Below are 15,692 nucleotides of genomic sequence, written 5' to 3'. Positions count from 1 at the left end.
TCAGTCCCGGAAGACCACCAGCCGCAGCACCACGAAGTTGACCGTCGTCCCGAGCCCCTGGGAGAGGGCCCACGCCAGGGTCACCCGCCACGGGGACTCCGGGAGCGCGGCCAGGGCCAGGGCGTTGGTGGCCAGGATGACGACGAAGGTGGTTCCGTAGAGCAGGGCGAACGACGCCGCGCGGCGTCGGCTCCCGGATACGCCGAACGCCCACCGCCGGTTCAGCGCGTAGGCCGTCGTCGTGCCGGCGGCGAAGCTCAGCGCGCGGGCCGCGTACGTGACCGACCCGAGGTGCAGGGCGAGCGTGTAGACGCCCAGGTCGACCAGCGCGCTCGCCGCGCCCACGACCACGAACCGGACGAGCTGGTCCCACCACTCGGGACGGCCGGAGCCGGTGCCGCCGTTCGTGGCCACCTGGCTAGCCTGCCGCAATGACTCCGGAGCGCTCTCCCCGGGTGGAGCTGGTGCAGCTGGACGGCCGAACGCTGCGGGCCCTCGCCGACGGCGACCTGGCAGTCGCCGAGGCGAGCTCGCCGGTGTCGCTGAGCCCGTACCTGGCTGGCCCGGAGTGCCGACCGGTGTGGGAGATCCGCGCCGTGCAGGTCGTGGTGGATCCGCCCAGCGCCGAGTGGATCACCTGCGTCGTCTGGGACCCCGAGCGGCGGCTCGCCGTCGGACGGGCCGGGTTCCACGGAGTGCCGGACGAGACGGGGATGGTCGAGGTCGGGTACTCGATCGATCCGGAGCACCGGCGCCAGGGCTACGCCCGGGCGGCGCTGCGCGCACTGATCGCTCGAGCCACCGAATCCGGCGTCTCCGTCGTGCGGGCGTCGGTCAGCCCGGAGAACACGCCCTCGCTGAACCTGGTGCACGGGGAGGGGTTCGTCGCGGTGGGGGAGCAGGTCGACGAGGTGGACGGCCTCGAGATCGTCCACGAGCTGTGGCTCCGCCGCTGACCGACCCCGCATGGCCGCGGCCGGCGCGGGTAGGGGCCGCGTCGTGGCAGACACCCAGGACGGTCCCGAGCTCCACCCGGTCACCCGCGAGCTGGCGGAGGGCCCCAACTACGCGGCGATGAGCACCCTGCTGCCCAGCGGGCGCATCCAGACCCAGTACGTGTGGGTGCACACCGACGGTCGCCGGGTGTGCGTCAACACCGAGGTGCACCGGCAGAAGTTCAAGGACCTGGAGCGAGACCCCCGCGTCACCCTCGCCATCCTCGACGCGGCCAACCCCTACCGGTACGCGGAGCTGCGCGGCCGGGTCGTCGAGACCGAGCGGGGTCAGCGGGCCCGGGACCAGATCGACGAGCTGTCGCAGAAGTACGACGGGCAGCAGTACCCGGCGGAGAACATCCGCAGCGAGCGGGTCATCGTCTGGATCGAGCCGGAGCGGCAGACCATCGCCGGCTGAGCGGTCCGGCTGACCCGGGACGCCGGGCATCGGCGGGCGTCACCCCGGCGGCCGGAGCGCACTACTCTGGCCTCCCGTGCTGGTCCTCGCCCTCGACACCGCCACCCCGACGCTGGTCGCGGGGCTGGCGCGCTGGACGCCCGGTGGGGGAATCCAGGTCCTCGCCGAGCGCGCCGTCCCGTCGGGGACCAAGCACGCCGAGCTGCTCACGCCGGCCATCCGTGGTGCGCTCGCCGACGCGGGCGTCGCGCTGGCCGACGTCGAGGCGGTCGTCACCGGCCTCGGCCCCGGTCCGTTCACCGGTCTGCGGGTCGGGGTGGTCACGGCCGCGGCCATCGCCGACGCCCGGGGGCTGCCCGTCGTCGGCGTCTGCTCGCTGGACGCGGTCGGCTCGGGCGCGCGCACCGTCGTCACCGACGCGCGCCGCAAGGAGGTCTACTGGGCCACGTATGCCGCCGACGGCTCCCGCACCGAGGGCCCTGCCGTCGTGCGGCCGGAGGAGCTCGGCCTGCCCGGGCCCTTCGCCGGAGACCCGGCCTTCGCCGACCGGCTGGGTGCCGAGGTCACGGCGGCCGACGTCACCACCGGCGGGCTGCTGCGCACCGCGGCCCCGCAACTGGCCGATCCGGCGTCCGCGGCTCCGCTGGTACCGCTCTACCTCCGCCGGCCCGATGCCGTGCCGCCGACGTCGATCAAGGCGGTGACGCAGTGACCCGGCTGCGGCCGATGCGGCTCGCCGACATCCCCGAGGTCATGGTGCTGGAGGAGGAGCTCTTCGCCCCCGACACCTGGACCGCCGCGATGTACCGAGAAGAGCTCGCGCAGACCGACACCAGGCACTACCTGGTGGCCGAGGACGCCGACCGGGTCGTCGGGTACGCCGGTCTCATCGCCTACGAGGATGAGGCGCACGTCGCGACGATCGGCGTCACCGCGGCCCGGCAGGGCGAGGGCATCGGGGCGCAGCTGCTCGACGCGCTGCTGGCCGAGGCCGACCGGCGGCGCAGCCCGGTCGTGCTCCTCGAGGTGCGCGCGGACAACGAGACGGCCCAGGGGCTCTACCGGCGGCGCGGGTTCGCCGAGATCGGCCGGCGGCGCGGCTACTACCAGCCGAGTGGCACCGACGCGGTCGTGATGAGGAGGGGCACGCCGTGAGCGAGCCGTTGGTGATCGGGTTCGAGACCTCGTGCGACGAGACCGGCGTGGGCATCGTCCGCGGCCACACCCTGCTCGCCGACGCCCTGGCGACGTCGAGCCCTGCGCACGAGCGGTTCGGCGGCGTGGTGCCCGAGATCGCGTCCCGGGCGCATCTGGAGGCGATGGTGCCCACCGTGCACCGCGCCTTGGCCGAGGCGGGCCTGCAGGCCTCCGACGTCGACGCCGTGGCGGTCACCTCGGGGCCGGGGCTGACCGGCGCCCTGCTGGTCGGGGTCGCCGCGGCCAAGGCCTATGCGCTCGCCCTGGACAAGCCGCTGTACGGCGTGAACCACCTGGCCGCGCACGTCGCCGTCGACGAGCTGCAGCACGGCCCGCTGGCCGAGCCGTCCATCGCGATGCTGGTCTCCGGCGGGCACAGCTCCCTGCTGTTGGTGCCCGACCTGGCGCAGGAGGTGCAGTCGCTCGGCCGCACCATCGACGACGCGGCGGGCGAGGCCTTCGACAAGGTCGCCCGCGTGCTCGGCCTGCCCTTCCCCGGTGGCCCGCCTCTCGACCGCGCCGCCCGGGACGGCGACCCGCGGGCGATCGCGTTCCCCCGGGGGCTGACCGGTCCCCGCGACCCGGCCTACGACTTCTCGTTCTCCGGCCTGAAGACCGCCGTGGCCCGGTGGATCGAGGCCCGGGAGCGCGCGGGCGAGCCGGTGCCGGTCGCCGACGTCGCCGCGTCGTTCCAGGAGGCGGTCGCCGACGTGCTGACCGCCAAGGCGGTCCGTGCCTGCAAGGACCACGGGGTGGACCACCTGGTGCTCGGTGGGGGAGTGGCGGCGAACTCGCGGCTGCGGGCGCTCGCCGAGGAGCGCTGCGCGGCGGCCGGCATCGTGCTGCGCGTGCCCAGCCCGAAACTCTGCACCGACAACGGCGCCATGGTCGCGGCGCTGGGCTCGCGGCTGGTGGCCGCCGGCGTCGCGCCGTCGGCCCCGGACCTGGGTGCGGACAGCTCGCTGCCGATCGACGTCGTCAGTCGCTGACGTCGCAGATCAGCGCCGTGGGGGCGCCGGCCACGCGGGTGACGACGACGGTCGCCGTGCCGGATGCGTCGGTGCGCAGCTGCCGGGACAGGGTCTCCGGTTCGATCGCCGAACCGCGCTTCTTCACGACCACCCGGCCGACGCCGCGCTCGCGCAGCAGGGCCTTGAGCTTCTTCAGGTTGAACGGCAGCACCTCGTCCACCCGGTAGGAGCTGACCCAGGGGGACTCCGCGCGGGCGTCGGAGGTCAGGTAGGCGATCGTGGGGTCGATCAGGGTGGCGGTGAGGTCGGCGGCGGCCAACGACACCAGGCCCGAGCGGATCACCGCCGGATCGGGCTCGTGCAGCCAGCCGCGCACGGGGCCGGTCGGAGCCGGGCCGGGGTCGGTGTCGGCGACGAGCTCGTGCGGGACACCGTCGCGCACGACGGTCGCGCGTCGCCAGGTCCGCGAGACCGCCGGCCCCCACAGCAGCGCCTCGACGATCGATCCGCCGACCGACACCCACTCCGCCTCGACCCCTGCGGGTACGCGGTCGTGGTCGAGTCCCGGGGCAACCTTGACCACCGACGTCGGCACCTTGGCCAGCAGCTCGACGACCGTCGACCACGGCGGTGACCACCGGTCGGGATCGAGCTGACGCCGGCCGCCGGCGCGGCGGGCCGGGTCGAGCACGGCCGCACCGCAGCCGGCGACCTCGCCGCCGCGTGCCGCCGCCACCATCTCCACCGCGTCCCCGGCGACCACCCACACGTCGTCCGCGACGCCGAGGGCTTCGACGTTGAGGGCGGTCAGCTCGCGGGCGACCGGGTCGACGTCGACGGCGAGCACCCGCGCCCCGGCGCGGGCGAGCGCGATCGTGTCCGTGCCCGCCGCGCACCCCAGGTCGGCGACGGAGTCGGCGCCCCCGGCCAGCAGGCGGGTCGCGCGGCGTGCGGCGAGCTCCGGCCGGCCGGCCTGCTCCAGGGTGTCGGAGGTGAACAGCAACCGGTCCGCGTCGGCTCCGAAGGCCGACCGGGCCTTGTGCCGCTGGCGCGCGATGCCCCACGCGGGTCCGGCCAGGTCCGCGCCCACCTCGGCACGCAGCCGGGTCAGCGCCGCGACCGCGTCGACCCCGTCGGCCAGCAGCGCTCCGGCCCGCGACAGCGCCGCCGCGCCCTCGGGCGTCGCCAGCGCCCGCAGCTGGCGCACCGTCTCGGCGGTCTGCTCCTCGGGTTCCCGATCCACCGGGACAGCGTGGCGTACGGACCGTTCCGCTCTGCCGTCACCCACCCCGGGGACCAGGTTGAGCGGCTGGCACTCTCATAGGTAGAGTGCCAAAGCGACACGGGCCGGCGCCCGACCCCCGCGACGGCGGGTGCCCGAATCCCGTGCCACAGCATCAGCAGTACCGCAGTACATCCCACCAGCCGTCCGACACCGAAGGGGGCGTCACCGACGTGACGACCGCTACCAAGGTCAGCATCAAGCCGCTGGAGGACCGCGTCGTGGTCCAGGCCAACGAGGCCGAGACCACCACCGCCTCCGGTCTGGTCATCCCGGACACCGCCAAGGAGAAGCCCCAGGAGGGCACCGTCGTCGCCGTGGGCCCCGGCCGCATCGACGACAACGGCAACCGCGTTCCGCTCGACGTGAACGTCGGCGACGTGGTCATCTACTCGAAGTACGGCGGCACCGAGGTCAAGTACGCCGGCGAGGAGTACCTCGTGCTCTCCGCCCGCGACCTGCTCGCCGTCGTGGAGAAGTGACCGCAGGTCACTAGCTCCACCACGTAGTTCTCCGACCGCCCCGGCGACCCGAACACCGGGTCCCGGGGCGGTCGTCTTTCGCCCTGCACTTACTGATCGGACAAGCCCATGGCCAAGATCATCAAGTTCAACGAGGACGCCCGCCGGGCCCTCGAGCGCGGTGTCGACAAGCTCGCCGACGCGGTTCGCGTGACGATCGGCCCGCGCGGCCGCAACGTCGTCCTCGACAAGAAGTTCGGCGCTCCGACCATCACCAACGACGGCGTCACCATCGCCCGCGAGGTCGAGCTCGACGACCCCTACGAGAACCTCGGGGCGCAGCTGGCCAAGAGCGTCGCCACCAAGACCAACGACGTCGCCGGTGACGGCACCACCACCGCCACCGTGCTCGCCCAGGCACTGGTGCACGAGGGCATGCGCAACGTCGCCGCCGGTGCCAGCCCGCTCGGTCTCGGGCGCGGCATGCGCGCCGCCACGGACGCGGTGCACGCCGCCCTCGACGCCGCCGCCATCCCGGTGGAGGAGCGCGAGGCCATCGCCGGCGTCGCCACCATCTCGGCCCAGGACGCCGAGGTCGGTGAGCTGATCGGCGAGGCGATGGAGCGTGTCGGCAAGGACGGCGTCATCACCGTCGAGGAGAGCAACACCCTGCACACCGAGCTCGACGTCACCGAGGGCGTCCAGTTCGACAAGGGGTACCTCTCGCCGTACTTCGTCACCGACCAGGAGGCCATGGAGGCCGTCCTGGACGACGCCCTGATCCTGCTGGTCAGCGGCAAGGTCAGCGCCCTGGCCGAGCTGCTGCCGCTGCTGGAGAAGGTGCTCTCGACCGGCGGCCGCCCGCTGCTGATCGTCGCCGAGGACGTCGAGGGCGAGGCGCTCTCGACCCTGGTGGTCAACTCGATCCGCAAGACCATCAAGGTCGTCGCGGTGAAGGCGCCCTACTTCGGCGACCGGCGCAAGGCGTTCATGACCGACCTCGCGGTCGTCACCGGCGGCCAGGTCGTCACCGAGGACGTCGGCCTCAAGCTCGACCAGGTCGGCCTCGAGGTGCTCGGCACTGCCCGCCGCGTCACCGTGACCAAGGACGCCACCACCATCGTCGACGGTGGCGGCACCTCCGAGGGCATCGGCGACCGCGTCGCGCAGATCCGCCGCGAGATCGACGCCACCGACTCCGACTGGGACCGCGAGAAGCTCCAGGAGCGCCTCGCGAAGCTGGCCGGCGGCATCGGCGTCATCCGGGTCGGCGCGGCCACCGAGGTCGAGCTCAAGGAGCGCAAGCACCGCATCGAGGACGCGATCGCGGCCACCCGCGCGGCGGTCGAGGAGGGCGTGATCCCCGGTGGCGGTTCCGCGCTGGTGCACGCCGCCGCGGCGATCGACGCCCTCTCGCTGGAGGGCGACGAGCTGACCGGTGCCCGCGCGGTCCGTGCAGCGCTGGACGCGCCCATGGTGCAGATCGCCGAGAACGCCGGCTTCGAGGGCCGCGTCGTCGTCGCCAAGGTGCGCGATGCCGGCGCAGGTCAGGGCTTCAACGCCGCCACCGGCGAGTACGGCGACCTGGCCGCCCAGGGCGTCATCGACCCGGTCAAGGTCACCAAGGCCGCGCTCGGCAACGCCGTCTCCATCGCGGCGATGGTGCTCACCACCGACTCCGCCGTCGTCGAGGCTCCCGAGGAGGAGCACGACCACGCCGGGGGCGGGCACCACACCCACGGCCACTCGCACGGCGGGCACGGCCACAGCCACTGATGATCAGCTGACCTGATCACTCGGGGTCCTGGCTCACTGTCGACCGTGAGCCAGGACCCTGTGCGGTGAGCCAGGATCCCCGGCGGACGCGAGAGGGCCCGGTCCAGAACTCTGGACCGGGCCCTCTCGTGCGTTGGTTCGGGTGTCAGACCCCAGCGGCGACGGCGGCCGGCTCGGCGGCGATCAACCGGGTCCGCTCCTCCTCGCTCATGCCGCCCCACACGCCGTAGGGCTCGCGGACTGCGAGGGCGTGCTTGAGGCAGGCCTCCACCACCGGGCACCGCGCGCACACGGCCTTGGCCGCGGTCTGCCGCCGCGCCCGCGCCGGACCACGCTCACCGTCCGGGTGGAAGAAGAGGGACGTGTTCTCGCCACGGCATGCGCCGTGGAGCTGCCAGTCCCAGACCTCGGCGACGGGCGTCGGGAGTCTGCGGATGTCGGCCATGTCTCCTCCAGGACTCGAACGAGCCGGAAGGAAGCTGTCCGGCTGCAAAGGGCCGGGTGCCCTCGCCGTCCCACCGTCAAACACCGCGGATTCGCAACTTTTTGCCGCCGTGCGCTGCATCACGCCTGATCGCCGGCGCTCACCCCGGGGGGTGAGGGCGTCTGTCGGAGCCCCCGCGAGTCGATCAAGGTGGCTGCAGGGCGCGCCGACGACCGGGTGGGGGAGTTGCCCGGATCCGGTGCGCGACCCGCGCAGAGGTGGAGGGCTCCCGGGTGGGAGCTCTCCACCCGAGCGACTGCCGGCCGGGCTTCCCGGCCGGTCGGGGGCCCCGGCGCAGCCGGGGAGAGTGAGGAGCAGGCGTGATCGAGGACAGGATGCGTGCACCCGTGCACGGCGCGACCGTGTGGGTGTACGACGAGCGGCGACGGGTCCGTGACGACGTCGCCTCGCGGCTGGTCGCCCTCCCCTTCGTCGGCCGCGTCGAGGTCGTCGGCGACGGCCAGTCGCTGATGTCGCGCCTGGCGACCCGCAGCCCCGACGTGCTCGTGGTCGGCACCCAGCGTGCCGTCGACACCGGCCTGTCCGCCGCCACCCAGGCGCTGCGCGCCCACCCGGGTCTCCCGGTTCTGGTGCTGGGTGCCCCCGACGACGCCGAGAGCGTGCGCGCCGCCGTCGCCTTCGGTGCCCGCGGGTACCTGCGCTGGGACGCCACCCCGATCGAGATGGGCCTGGGCCTGTCCCGTGTGGGCCTGCGTGCCGACGGCCGCATCCCGATGCAGCAGGTCCCCGCCCCGGCCCCGGCCTGGAGCGGTGCGGCCCCGCTGGTGGGCTCCGCGCCCACCACCGTGCGGTCGACGGTCCGCGAGGCCACGCCGTCGCCGGCGCTGTCCATGCGCGAGATGCAGGTGCTCACCGGCATGAGCCAGGGCAAGAGCAACGCCCAGATCGGCCGCGAGCTCTACCTGTCCGAGGACACCATCAAGACCCACGCCCGGCGGTTGTTCCGCAAGCTGGGCGCGAAGGACCGGGCCGAGGCGGTCGCGCTGGGATTCCGCCGCGGCATCATGGCGTAGTTGATCGCGATCCTCCGGATCGCACCGCGCGCCGTGACACTGCGATCCTCCGGATCGCATCGCGGCCCGGAGCCCGCTCCTCACCGTTGAGCCGCTGCATCGCGCCTGCGCGGACCCCTCCGGGGACCACTCGGCGCGATCAGTGCTTTCCGGCCCTCACTCCTCGCGGGCGTGGCGGCCGGTGCGTCGGCCGCTGGGCTCGTCCTGCTCGGCCAGGGCGGCGACGCCGTCGGCGTAGCCGCTCGCGTAGTCCCAGCTGACGTAGTCGTCGGGGTTGGGCTCGAACGGCGGCTCGTGCCGGCCGGTCTGGCCCTCCTCGAGCAGCTGCCGGAGGTTGGCCTGCATCAGCGCCCAGTCGACGTGGTGCTCCTCCTCGCAGTCGGGGCAGTCCACGACGATGCCCTTGATGCCGGTCGGCTCCAGGAGCGTGCGGAACACCTCGAGCTCCGCGAGGTCGTCGAGGACCCCCGCGCGCTCCTCCATCGTGAGCGGTGGCGGAGCGGGGCGATCGGTGGAACCGAAGTCCGGCCCGAAGGCGTCGTCGAACGGAGACACGCCTCCCACGGTAGCCGTCGTACGGGCGGAAGGCCGCCTGCTCGTCCCCGCCGCCTACGATCAGGGGAGGTCCGCCACCCCCGTGCCCGGGGTGCCGGCCGGTGACAGTCCCCGATCTGCCCCGAAGGGTGGCCGCGCACATGCAGCCCGACGACCGTGCCATGGAGCTGCCGGCGAAGTTCGCCCGCCTCGGCCTCACCTACGACGACGTCCTGCTCGTCCCGGGGGCGTCCGACGTCGTCCCGGCCGAGGTGGACACCAGCAGCCGGGTCACCCGGCGCATCACGCTCGCCGTCCCCCTGCTGTCCAGCGCCATGGACACCGTGACCGAGGCCCGCATGGCGATCGCCATGGCCCGCGTCGGCGGCATGGGTGTGCTGCACCGCAACCTGTCCGCGGAGGAGCAGGCCGGGCAGGTCGACCTGGTGAAGCGCTCCGAGGCAGGCATGGTCACCAACCCGGTCACCTGCTCGCCCGACAGCACCCTCGCCGAGGTCGACGCGCTGTCGGCTCGCTACCGCATCTCCGGCGCCCCGGTGGTCGACGCCGACGGCGTCCTGCTGGGCATCGTCACCAACCGCGACATGCGCTTCGAGACCGACATGAACCGGCTCGTGCGCGACGTCATGACCCCCATGCCGCTGGTCACCGCCCCGGTGGGCGTGGACCCCGACACCGCCTTGGGCCTGCTCTCCAGCCGCAAGATCGAGAAGCTGCCGCTGGTCGACGACGCCGGACGGCTGCGCGGCCTGATCACGGTCAAGGACTTCGTCAAGCGCGACCAGTTCCCGCTCAGCACCAAGGACGCCGACGGCCGGCTCGTCGTCGGCGCCGCCCTCGGTGTCGGCGAGGACGCGTTCAAGCGCGCCGGGCTGCTCGTGGACGCCGGTGTCGACGTGCTCGTCGTCGACACCGCCCACGGCCACCAGCGCGCCGTGCTCGACATGGTCGCCCGCGTCAAGAAGGAGTTCGGCGGCGAGAACGGCGTCGAGGTCATCGGCGGCAACGTCGCCACGCGCGCCGGTGCGCAGGCCCTGGTCGAGGCGGGAGTGGACGCGGTGAAGGTCGGCGTCGGGCCGGGCTCCATCTGCACCACCCGCGTCGTCGCCGGCGTCGGCGTCCCGCAGATCACCGCCATCTACGAGGCCTGGCTCGCCGCCGGCCCCGCCGGGATCCCGGTGATCGCCGACGGTGGGCTGCAGTACTCCGGTGACATCGCCAAGGCGATGGTGGCCGGTGCCGACACCGTGATGATCGGCGGTCTCTTCGCCGGCGTCGAGGAGGCACCGGGCGAGCTGGTCTTCATGAACGGCAAGCAGTACAAGACCTACCGCGGCATGGGCTCCCTGGGCGCGATGCAGAAGCGCGGTGGCACCCAGTCGTTCAGCCGGGACCGCTACTTCGCCGACGACGTCCTCTCCGACGACAAACTCGTCCCCGAGGGCATCGAGGGCCAGGTGCCCTACCGGGGCGCGCTCTCGGGCGTGGCCCACCAGCTCGTCGGTGGCCTGCGCGCCTCCATGGGCTACGCCGGCGCGGCCACCATCACCGACCTCAAGGAGCGCGGGCAGCTGACCCGCATCACCTCGGCGGGCCTCGTCGAGTCGCACCCCCATGACATCCAGATGACCGTCGAAGCCCCCAACTACCGAGGTCGCTGAGCATGAGCCTGCGTGACACCGTCGAGATCGGGCTGAACCGCTCCGCCCGTCGCGGCTACGACCTGGACGAGGTCTCCATCGTCCCGTCCCGGCGCACCCGCGACGTCGACGACGTCTCCACCGCTTGGCAGATCGACGCCTTCCGGTTCGACATCCCGCTGATCACCAGCCCGAGCGACGCCGTCGTCAGCCCGGCCACCGCGGTCGCCGTCGGCCAGGCCGGCGGGCTCGGCGTGCTCAACGGCGAGGGGCTGTGGACCCGGTACGAGGACCCGGCCCCGGTCTACGCGGAGATCGCCGCTGCGGCCGCCGCCGGCGCCCCGCCGGTCGCGCTGCTGCAGAAGGTCTACGCCGAGCCGGTGAAGACCGACCTGATCACCGCGCGGATCAAGGAGATGAGCCAGGCCGGGGTGACCACGGCGATCCGGGTCTCCCCGCAGCACACCCAGCAGCTCGCGCCTGCCGCGCTGTCCGCCGGCGTGGACCTGCTCGTCATCCAGGGCACGATCGTCTCGGCCGAGCACGTGACCAGCCAGGGCGATGCGCTGAACCTCAAGGAGTTCATCGCCGACCTCGACGTCCCCGTGATCGTCGGCGGGGCCGCGAACTACACGACCGCGCTGCACCTGATGCGCACGGGAGCGGCCGGCGTCATCGTCGGGGTCGGGGCCGACACCTACTCGACCACCGACGCCGTCATGGGCATCCGGGTTCCGCTGGCCAGTGCGATCGCCGACGCCGCTGCGGCCCGCCGCGACTACCTCGACGAGACCGGCGGCCGGTACGTGCACGTCATCGCCAACGGTGCGATCGAGACCAGCGGCGCCATCGCCCGCGCGCTGGCCTGCGGGGCCGACGCCGTCCAGCTGGGGGAGCCGCTCCGGATCGCCGCCGAGGCGCCCGCCGGCGGCGTCTGGTGGGACTCGGTGGCGGCTCACCCGCGGCTGCCGCGCGGCGCCACCTCCGCGCCGGTCGGGCCGGCGGGCTCGCTGGCCGACGTGCTGCTCGGGGCGGCGGAGTCCGCCGACGGGCGCACCAACCTCTTCGGTGCGCTGGCCCGCACCATGGCCAAGACCGGCTACCGGGACCTCAAGGAGTTCCAGCGGGTCGACCTCGTCATCGGAGGCTGAGCCGCGTCATGGTCATGGACTTCCCGACCGTCCTCGTCGTCGACTTCGGCGCCCAGTACGCCCAGCTGATCGCGCGGCGGATCCGCGAGGCCGGCGTCTACTCCGAGATCGTGTCCTCGACCGTGCCGGTCGAGGAGATCCTCGCCCGGAAGCCGGCGGCGATCGTGCTCTCCGGCGGCCCCTCCAGCGTGTACGCGCCGGAGGCGCCGAAGCTCGACCCCACGCTGTTCGAGGCCGGCGTCCCGGCCTTCGGCATCTGCTACGGCTTCCAGGCCATGGCCGCCTCGCTCGGCGGCACCGTCGCCCGTACCGGCGACCGCGAGTACGGCGGGACCCCGCTGACCGTCACCACGGACTCCCGCATGTTCGGCTCCCTGCCGCTGGAGCAGAACGTCTGGATGAGCCACGGCGACGCCGTCAGCGAGGCGCCCCCCGGGTTCACCGTGACCGCCACCTCCACCGGCGCCCCGGTCGCCGCGTTCGAGGACGTCGACCGGCGACTGGCCGGCGTGCAGTTCCACCCCGAGGTGCGGCACACCGCGCACGGGCAGACGGTGCTCGAGCACTTCCTCTTCGACATCGCGGGCCTGGAGCCCACCTGGACGATGAGCAACGTCGTCGACGAGCAGGTCGAGCGGATCCGCCAGCAGATCGGTGACCGGCGGGCCCTGTGCGCGCTCTCCGGCGGCGTCGACTCCGCCGTCGCCGCGGCGCTGGTCCAGCGGGCGATCGGCGACCGGCTCACCTGCGTCTACGTCGACCACGGGCTGATGCGCGAGGGCGAGACCGAGCAGATCGAGCGCGACTTCGCCGCCACCACCGGGGCGGACCTCCGGGTTGTCGACGCCAGCGAGCAGTTCCTCTCCGCGCTCGCCGGGGTCAGCGACCCCGAGGAGAAGCGGAAGATCATCGGCCGCGAGTTCATCCGGGTGTTCGAGCAGGCGGCCACCGACGTCGTCGCCGACGCCCAGGCGCACGGCGAGACCGTCGACTTCCTCGTGCAGGGCACGCTCTACCCGGACGTCGTCGAGTCCGGTGGCGGCACCGGGACGGCGAACATCAAGAGCCACCACAACGTCGGCGGCCTGCCCGAGGACCTGCAGTTCACGCTGGTCGAGCCGCTCCGGACGCTGTTCAAGGACGAGGTGCGCGAGGTGGGCCGGCAGCTCGGTCTGCCCGACACCCTCGTGCAGCGCCAGCCGTTCCCCGGCCCGGGGCTGGGCATCCGCATCGTCGGCGAGGTGACCCGGCAGCGGCTCGACGTGCTGCGCAGGGCCGACGCGATCGCGCGCGCGGAGCTCTCCGCCGCCAAGCTCGACACCGAGATCTGGCAGTGCCCCGTCGTGCTGCTGGCCGACGTCCGCTCGGTCGGCGTCCAGGGCGACGGGCGCACCTACGGCCACCCGATCGTGCTGCGGCCGGTGTCCAGCGAGGACGCCATGACCGCCGACTGGACCCGGCTGCCCTACGACGTGCTCGCGAAGATCTCCACCCGGATCACCAACGAGGTCGAGGAGGTCAACCGGGTGGTGCTGGACGTGACGAGCAAGCCGCCGGGCACCATCGAGTGGGAATGAGGACCCCCGTCCTCCCCACCCTTCGCACGCTCAGGGCGGGCCCCTGGACGGGGGCCGTTCCAGCCCGTCGCCTCTCCGCCCCTCGCTAGCGCTCGGGCCGGACGAACTGGAGGCCCAGGCCGTCGGGGGCGGTGAGGGTGAGGCGGCCGCGGTCGATGCGGACGGCGCCGCCCTGGCGGAGCACGTCGAGCACGTGACCGTCCTGCTCGGCGAACTCCGGCGCGCACTCGCCGTCGGGCACGACGTCGACGGTGGTCAGTCGCTCGTCGGTCACCCGCCAGGTACCTCGGACGGCGCGGCACCCGGTGGTGCCGGCCAGGGTCCCGTCGGCGCGGAGCTCGACCTCACCCGGCTGCATCGGCGACGACGCCAGTTCGCGGGTGATCACCGCCGCGAGCTGCCAGCGGCCGGTCAGGTCGGCATCCGCCACCGGCGGGCGGGGGACGAGGTGGACGTCGATCCCGCCGCCGCTGAGGACCAGGCCGTCGCCGGACCGGGCGAGCCGGGCGTCGGCGGCGGTGAGGGCGTCCAGGTAGAGCCGTTCGAGCCCGGCGATGTCGGGCGCGCAGCCGATCAGCGTCTGCGCCAGGTCCTGCACGACCAGCCGGTCGTCCTCGATCCGGTAGTCCTGCGCCCCGAAGTCGTTGCAGAAGGCCGTGCCGCTCAGCCGGTCGTCGAGGCTCAGCGAGCCGTCGGTGGCCGCCGGTATCGGCACGACCTCACCTTTCCGGCGGAGTTCGGTGACCACCCAGTCGCCGCGGACGTCGCCGAGCTCCTCGGCCGGCGGCGCAGCACCGCCACCGCCACCTCCACCGCAGGCGGCGAGGGCGAGGGCCACCAGGAGCAGCAGCGCGGTCCGCGTCATGTCCCAGGGACGCACGGGCGGGCGGCACGGTTCCGGACGACGACGGGGCCCGGGGAGCGACCGCTCCCCGGGCCCCGGCCCGCACCGCCTCCCCGGCTCACCCCGTGCGGCGGGACCTCCGCAGCTCGCGCACCAGCAGCATGATCCCGGCGACGATCACCGCGATCCAGATGAAGCCGCCGTCGGCCAGGAGGTCCAGCCGCAGATCCACGCCGGCCATCGCGGTGACGGCCAGGAGGACGAACAGCACACCGGGGACGAGGGCGACCAGGTCGACGCGCTTCCGGGGAGCCGGCTCCTGCCGGTCCTCGGTCTCCAGCGGGCGCACCTCCTGCCACTGCTGCTCCTGCCAGGCGGTCGGCGTGGTCGGGAACTCGCTGTAGTCAGCCACGGGACACCTCCACCTCTCCGACACCGGCCTCGATGTCGAGCACGAACTCCAGTTCGTCGTCGTCGGTCCACGAGGCGGATCCGGTCCCCGGGAACGTCTGCGGTCCCTCCACGCTCTCGCCGAAGACGTCGACCTCGCCGAGGCCGTGCGCCACGCTGACGCGCGCGTCCGCCGAGTCCGGCACGATCACCTCGACGTTGCCGATCCCGTGCTCGATCCGGATCCGGAGCACCTCGTCCAGGTCCCCCAGCGGCACGTCGGAGAGGTCGACGGTGAGGTCGCCGACCCCGCCGCGGTAGGCGTCCTGGACGCCGGCCACGGTGCTCGGGTGGAAGGTCCGGTCGCCGACCTGGGCGTCGGCCGGCCACGGTTCCGTGGCCTCGACGACGACGGCGACCGACAGCGCCAGGCCCAGGGCGATAAGGCCGCCGCGGGCCCGCCTGCCACCGGTGAACGCGGCCGCGACGAGCCCGAGCCCGACCAGGAGCAGCGCCGTTCCGAGGAAGCCGCGGGCGTCGACGTCCCACCCGGTGAACTGGTCGGTCAGCGCGAGGGCGCCGAGCGCGATGAGCAGCGCGGCGAGGGTGATGCCGGGGACGGGGGAGCGGGGCGCGGCCGGCTCCTTGGCGCGGGCCGCGGGGCGCTCGCCGGCGGGTCCGTCGGGGCCGGCGGGCAGCAGCACCCACAGCAGCAGGTAGACGAGGACGCCGGAGCCCGCGGCGAGGGTGAGGGCGATGAAGCCGACCCGCCACAGCAGGGCGTCGATGCCGGTGTACTCGGCCAGGCCGCCGTTGACGCCACCGATCACCTTGTCGGTGCGGCCCGTCTCCTATACACATCTGACGCTCTCTTATACACAACTGAAGCAGATGGCTGTAGTCGCCCGATCATATAA

At 73.4% G+C, this 15,692-nt stretch carries 18 protein-coding genes; 11 read left to right on the top strand and 7 right to left on the bottom strand.

Annotated features, from left to right (window positions below):
* Window positions 1-414: a GtrA family protein gene (locus C5508_RS04460; protein ID WP_104523752.1), complete on the bottom strand. Its 414-nt coding sequence runs from the start codon at window positions 412-414 to the stop codon at window positions 1-3.
* A gap of 17 nt (window positions 415-431) precedes the next feature.
* Here C5508_RS04460 and C5508_RS04455 point away from each other — a divergent pair, with 17 nt between their 5' ends.
* From C5508_RS04455 to tsaD, 5 genes are all read left to right on the top strand, one after another.
* Window positions 432-956: a GNAT family N-acetyltransferase gene (locus C5508_RS04455; protein ID WP_198597872.1), complete on the top strand. Its 525-nt coding sequence runs from the start codon at window positions 432-434 to the stop codon at window positions 954-956.
* Window positions 957-999: 43 nt separating this feature from the next.
* A complete protein-coding gene (locus C5508_RS04450) occupies window positions 1,000-1,413 on the top strand; it encodes a PPOX class F420-dependent oxidoreductase (RefSeq protein ID WP_198597871.1) in 414 nt (137 codons plus the stop codon).
* A 76-nt stretch (window positions 1,414-1,489) separates the two neighbouring features.
* Window positions 1,490-2,125: a tRNA (adenosine(37)-N6)-threonylcarbamoyltransferase complex dimerization subunit type 1 TsaB gene (gene tsaB / locus C5508_RS04445; protein ID WP_104523749.1), complete on the top strand. Its 636-nt coding sequence runs from the start codon at window positions 1,490-1,492 to the stop codon at window positions 2,123-2,125.
* Window positions 2,122-2,568, top strand: coding sequence for a ribosomal protein S18-alanine N-acetyltransferase (gene rimI / locus C5508_RS04440; protein WP_232796911.1), 447 nt, complete (start codon window positions 2,122-2,124; stop codon window positions 2,566-2,568). Before tsaB ends, rimI begins: the two co-directional genes overlap by 4 nt.
* On the top strand, window positions 2,565-3,599 hold the full coding sequence (tsaD, locus tag C5508_RS04435) for a tRNA (adenosine(37)-N6)-threonylcarbamoyltransferase complex transferase subunit TsaD (RefSeq protein ID WP_104523748.1): 1,035 nt from the start codon (window positions 2,565-2,567) through the stop codon (window positions 3,597-3,599). The genes rimI and tsaD overlap by 4 nt, the downstream gene beginning before the upstream one ends.
* On the opposite strand, the gene C5508_RS04430 is transcribed toward tsaD, so the two are convergent.
* Window positions 3,589-4,824: a class I SAM-dependent methyltransferase gene (locus C5508_RS04430; RefSeq protein ID WP_104523747.1), complete on the bottom strand. Its 1,236-nt coding sequence runs from the start codon at window positions 4,822-4,824 to the stop codon at window positions 3,589-3,591. The genes tsaD and C5508_RS04430 overlap by 11 nt on opposite strands.
* 212 nt (window positions 4,825-5,036) lie before the next feature.
* Between C5508_RS04430 and groES the strand changes: the two genes are divergently transcribed.
* Both groES and groL read left to right on the top strand, forming a co-directional pair.
* Window positions 5,037-5,345 (top strand): co-chaperone GroES, encoded by a 309-nt coding sequence (groES, locus tag C5508_RS04425; RefSeq protein WP_014377938.1) that lies wholly within the window; start codon window positions 5,037-5,039, stop codon window positions 5,343-5,345.
* Between the two features lie 108 nt (window positions 5,346-5,453).
* Complete coding sequence (gene groL, locus C5508_RS04420; protein ID WP_104523746.1) at window positions 5,454-7,100, top strand: chaperonin GroEL; 1,647 nt, start codon at window positions 5,454-5,456, stop codon at window positions 7,098-7,100.
* 145 nt (window positions 7,101-7,245) lie between these two features.
* Here groL and C5508_RS04415 read toward each other — a convergent pair whose 3' ends face one another.
* Complete coding sequence (locus C5508_RS04415; protein WP_104523745.1) at window positions 7,246-7,545, bottom strand: WhiB family transcriptional regulator; 300 nt, start codon at window positions 7,543-7,545, stop codon at window positions 7,246-7,248.
* Window positions 7,546-7,904: 359 nt separating this feature from the next.
* Between C5508_RS04415 and C5508_RS04410 the strand changes: the two genes are divergently transcribed.
* The gene (locus C5508_RS04410) at window positions 7,905-8,618 is read left to right on the top strand and encodes a response regulator transcription factor (protein ID WP_104523744.1); all 714 of its coding nucleotides are present in this window, start codon (window positions 7,905-7,907) and stop codon (window positions 8,616-8,618) included.
* A 156-nt stretch (window positions 8,619-8,774) separates the two neighbouring features.
* On the opposite strand, the gene C5508_RS04405 is transcribed toward C5508_RS04410, so the two are convergent.
* A complete protein-coding gene (locus C5508_RS04405) occupies window positions 8,775-9,173 on the bottom strand; it encodes a DUF5319 family protein (protein ID WP_104523798.1) in 399 nt (132 codons plus the stop codon).
* A gap of 101 nt (window positions 9,174-9,274) precedes the next feature.
* Here C5508_RS04405 and guaB point away from each other — a divergent pair, with 101 nt between their 5' ends.
* Genes guaB through guaA form a run of 3 tightly spaced genes read left to right on the top strand, consistent with a single transcriptional unit; the run spans window position 9,275 to window position 13,541 of the window.
* Window positions 9,275-10,834: an IMP dehydrogenase gene (gene guaB, locus C5508_RS04400; RefSeq protein WP_456297896.1), complete on the top strand. Its 1,560-nt coding sequence runs from the start codon at window positions 9,275-9,277 to the stop codon at window positions 10,832-10,834.
* A gap of 2 nt (window positions 10,835-10,836) precedes the next feature.
* Window positions 10,837-11,964 (top strand): GuaB3 family IMP dehydrogenase-related protein, encoded by a 1,128-nt coding sequence (locus tag C5508_RS04395; protein WP_198597870.1) that lies wholly within the window; start codon window positions 10,837-10,839, stop codon window positions 11,962-11,964.
* A gap of 14 nt (window positions 11,965-11,978) precedes the next feature.
* Entirely contained in the window at window positions 11,979-13,541 is a 1,563-nt protein-coding gene (gene guaA, locus C5508_RS04390; protein WP_198597868.1) for a glutamine-hydrolyzing GMP synthase, read from the top strand.
* An 85-nt stretch (window positions 13,542-13,626) separates the two neighbouring features.
* On the opposite strand, the gene C5508_RS04385 is transcribed toward guaA, so the two are convergent.
* From C5508_RS04385 to C5508_RS04375, 3 genes are all read right to left on the bottom strand, one after another.
* Window positions 13,627-14,406, bottom strand: coding sequence for an META domain-containing protein (locus C5508_RS04385; RefSeq protein WP_104523742.1), 780 nt, complete (start codon window positions 14,404-14,406; stop codon window positions 13,627-13,629).
* Between the two features lie 97 nt (window positions 14,407-14,503).
* Entirely contained in the window at window positions 14,504-14,797 is a 294-nt protein-coding gene (locus C5508_RS04380; protein WP_104523741.1) for a hypothetical protein, read from the bottom strand.
* Window positions 14,790-15,605: a PspC domain-containing protein gene (locus C5508_RS04375; protein WP_104523740.1), complete on the bottom strand. Its 816-nt coding sequence runs from the start codon at window positions 15,603-15,605 to the stop codon at window positions 14,790-14,792. The genes C5508_RS04380 and C5508_RS04375 overlap by 8 nt, the downstream gene beginning before the upstream one ends.
* Window positions 15,606-15,692 lie beyond the last annotated feature (87 nt).

This window comes from Blastococcus atacamensis, from assembly GCF_002938425.1.
Taxonomy (GTDB): domain Bacteria; phylum Actinomycetota; class Actinomycetes; order Mycobacteriales; family Geodermatophilaceae; genus Blastococcus; species Blastococcus atacamensis.
Note: the sequence above shows the minus strand (reverse complement) of the source record. Positions and strands in the feature narration are given on the sequence as shown.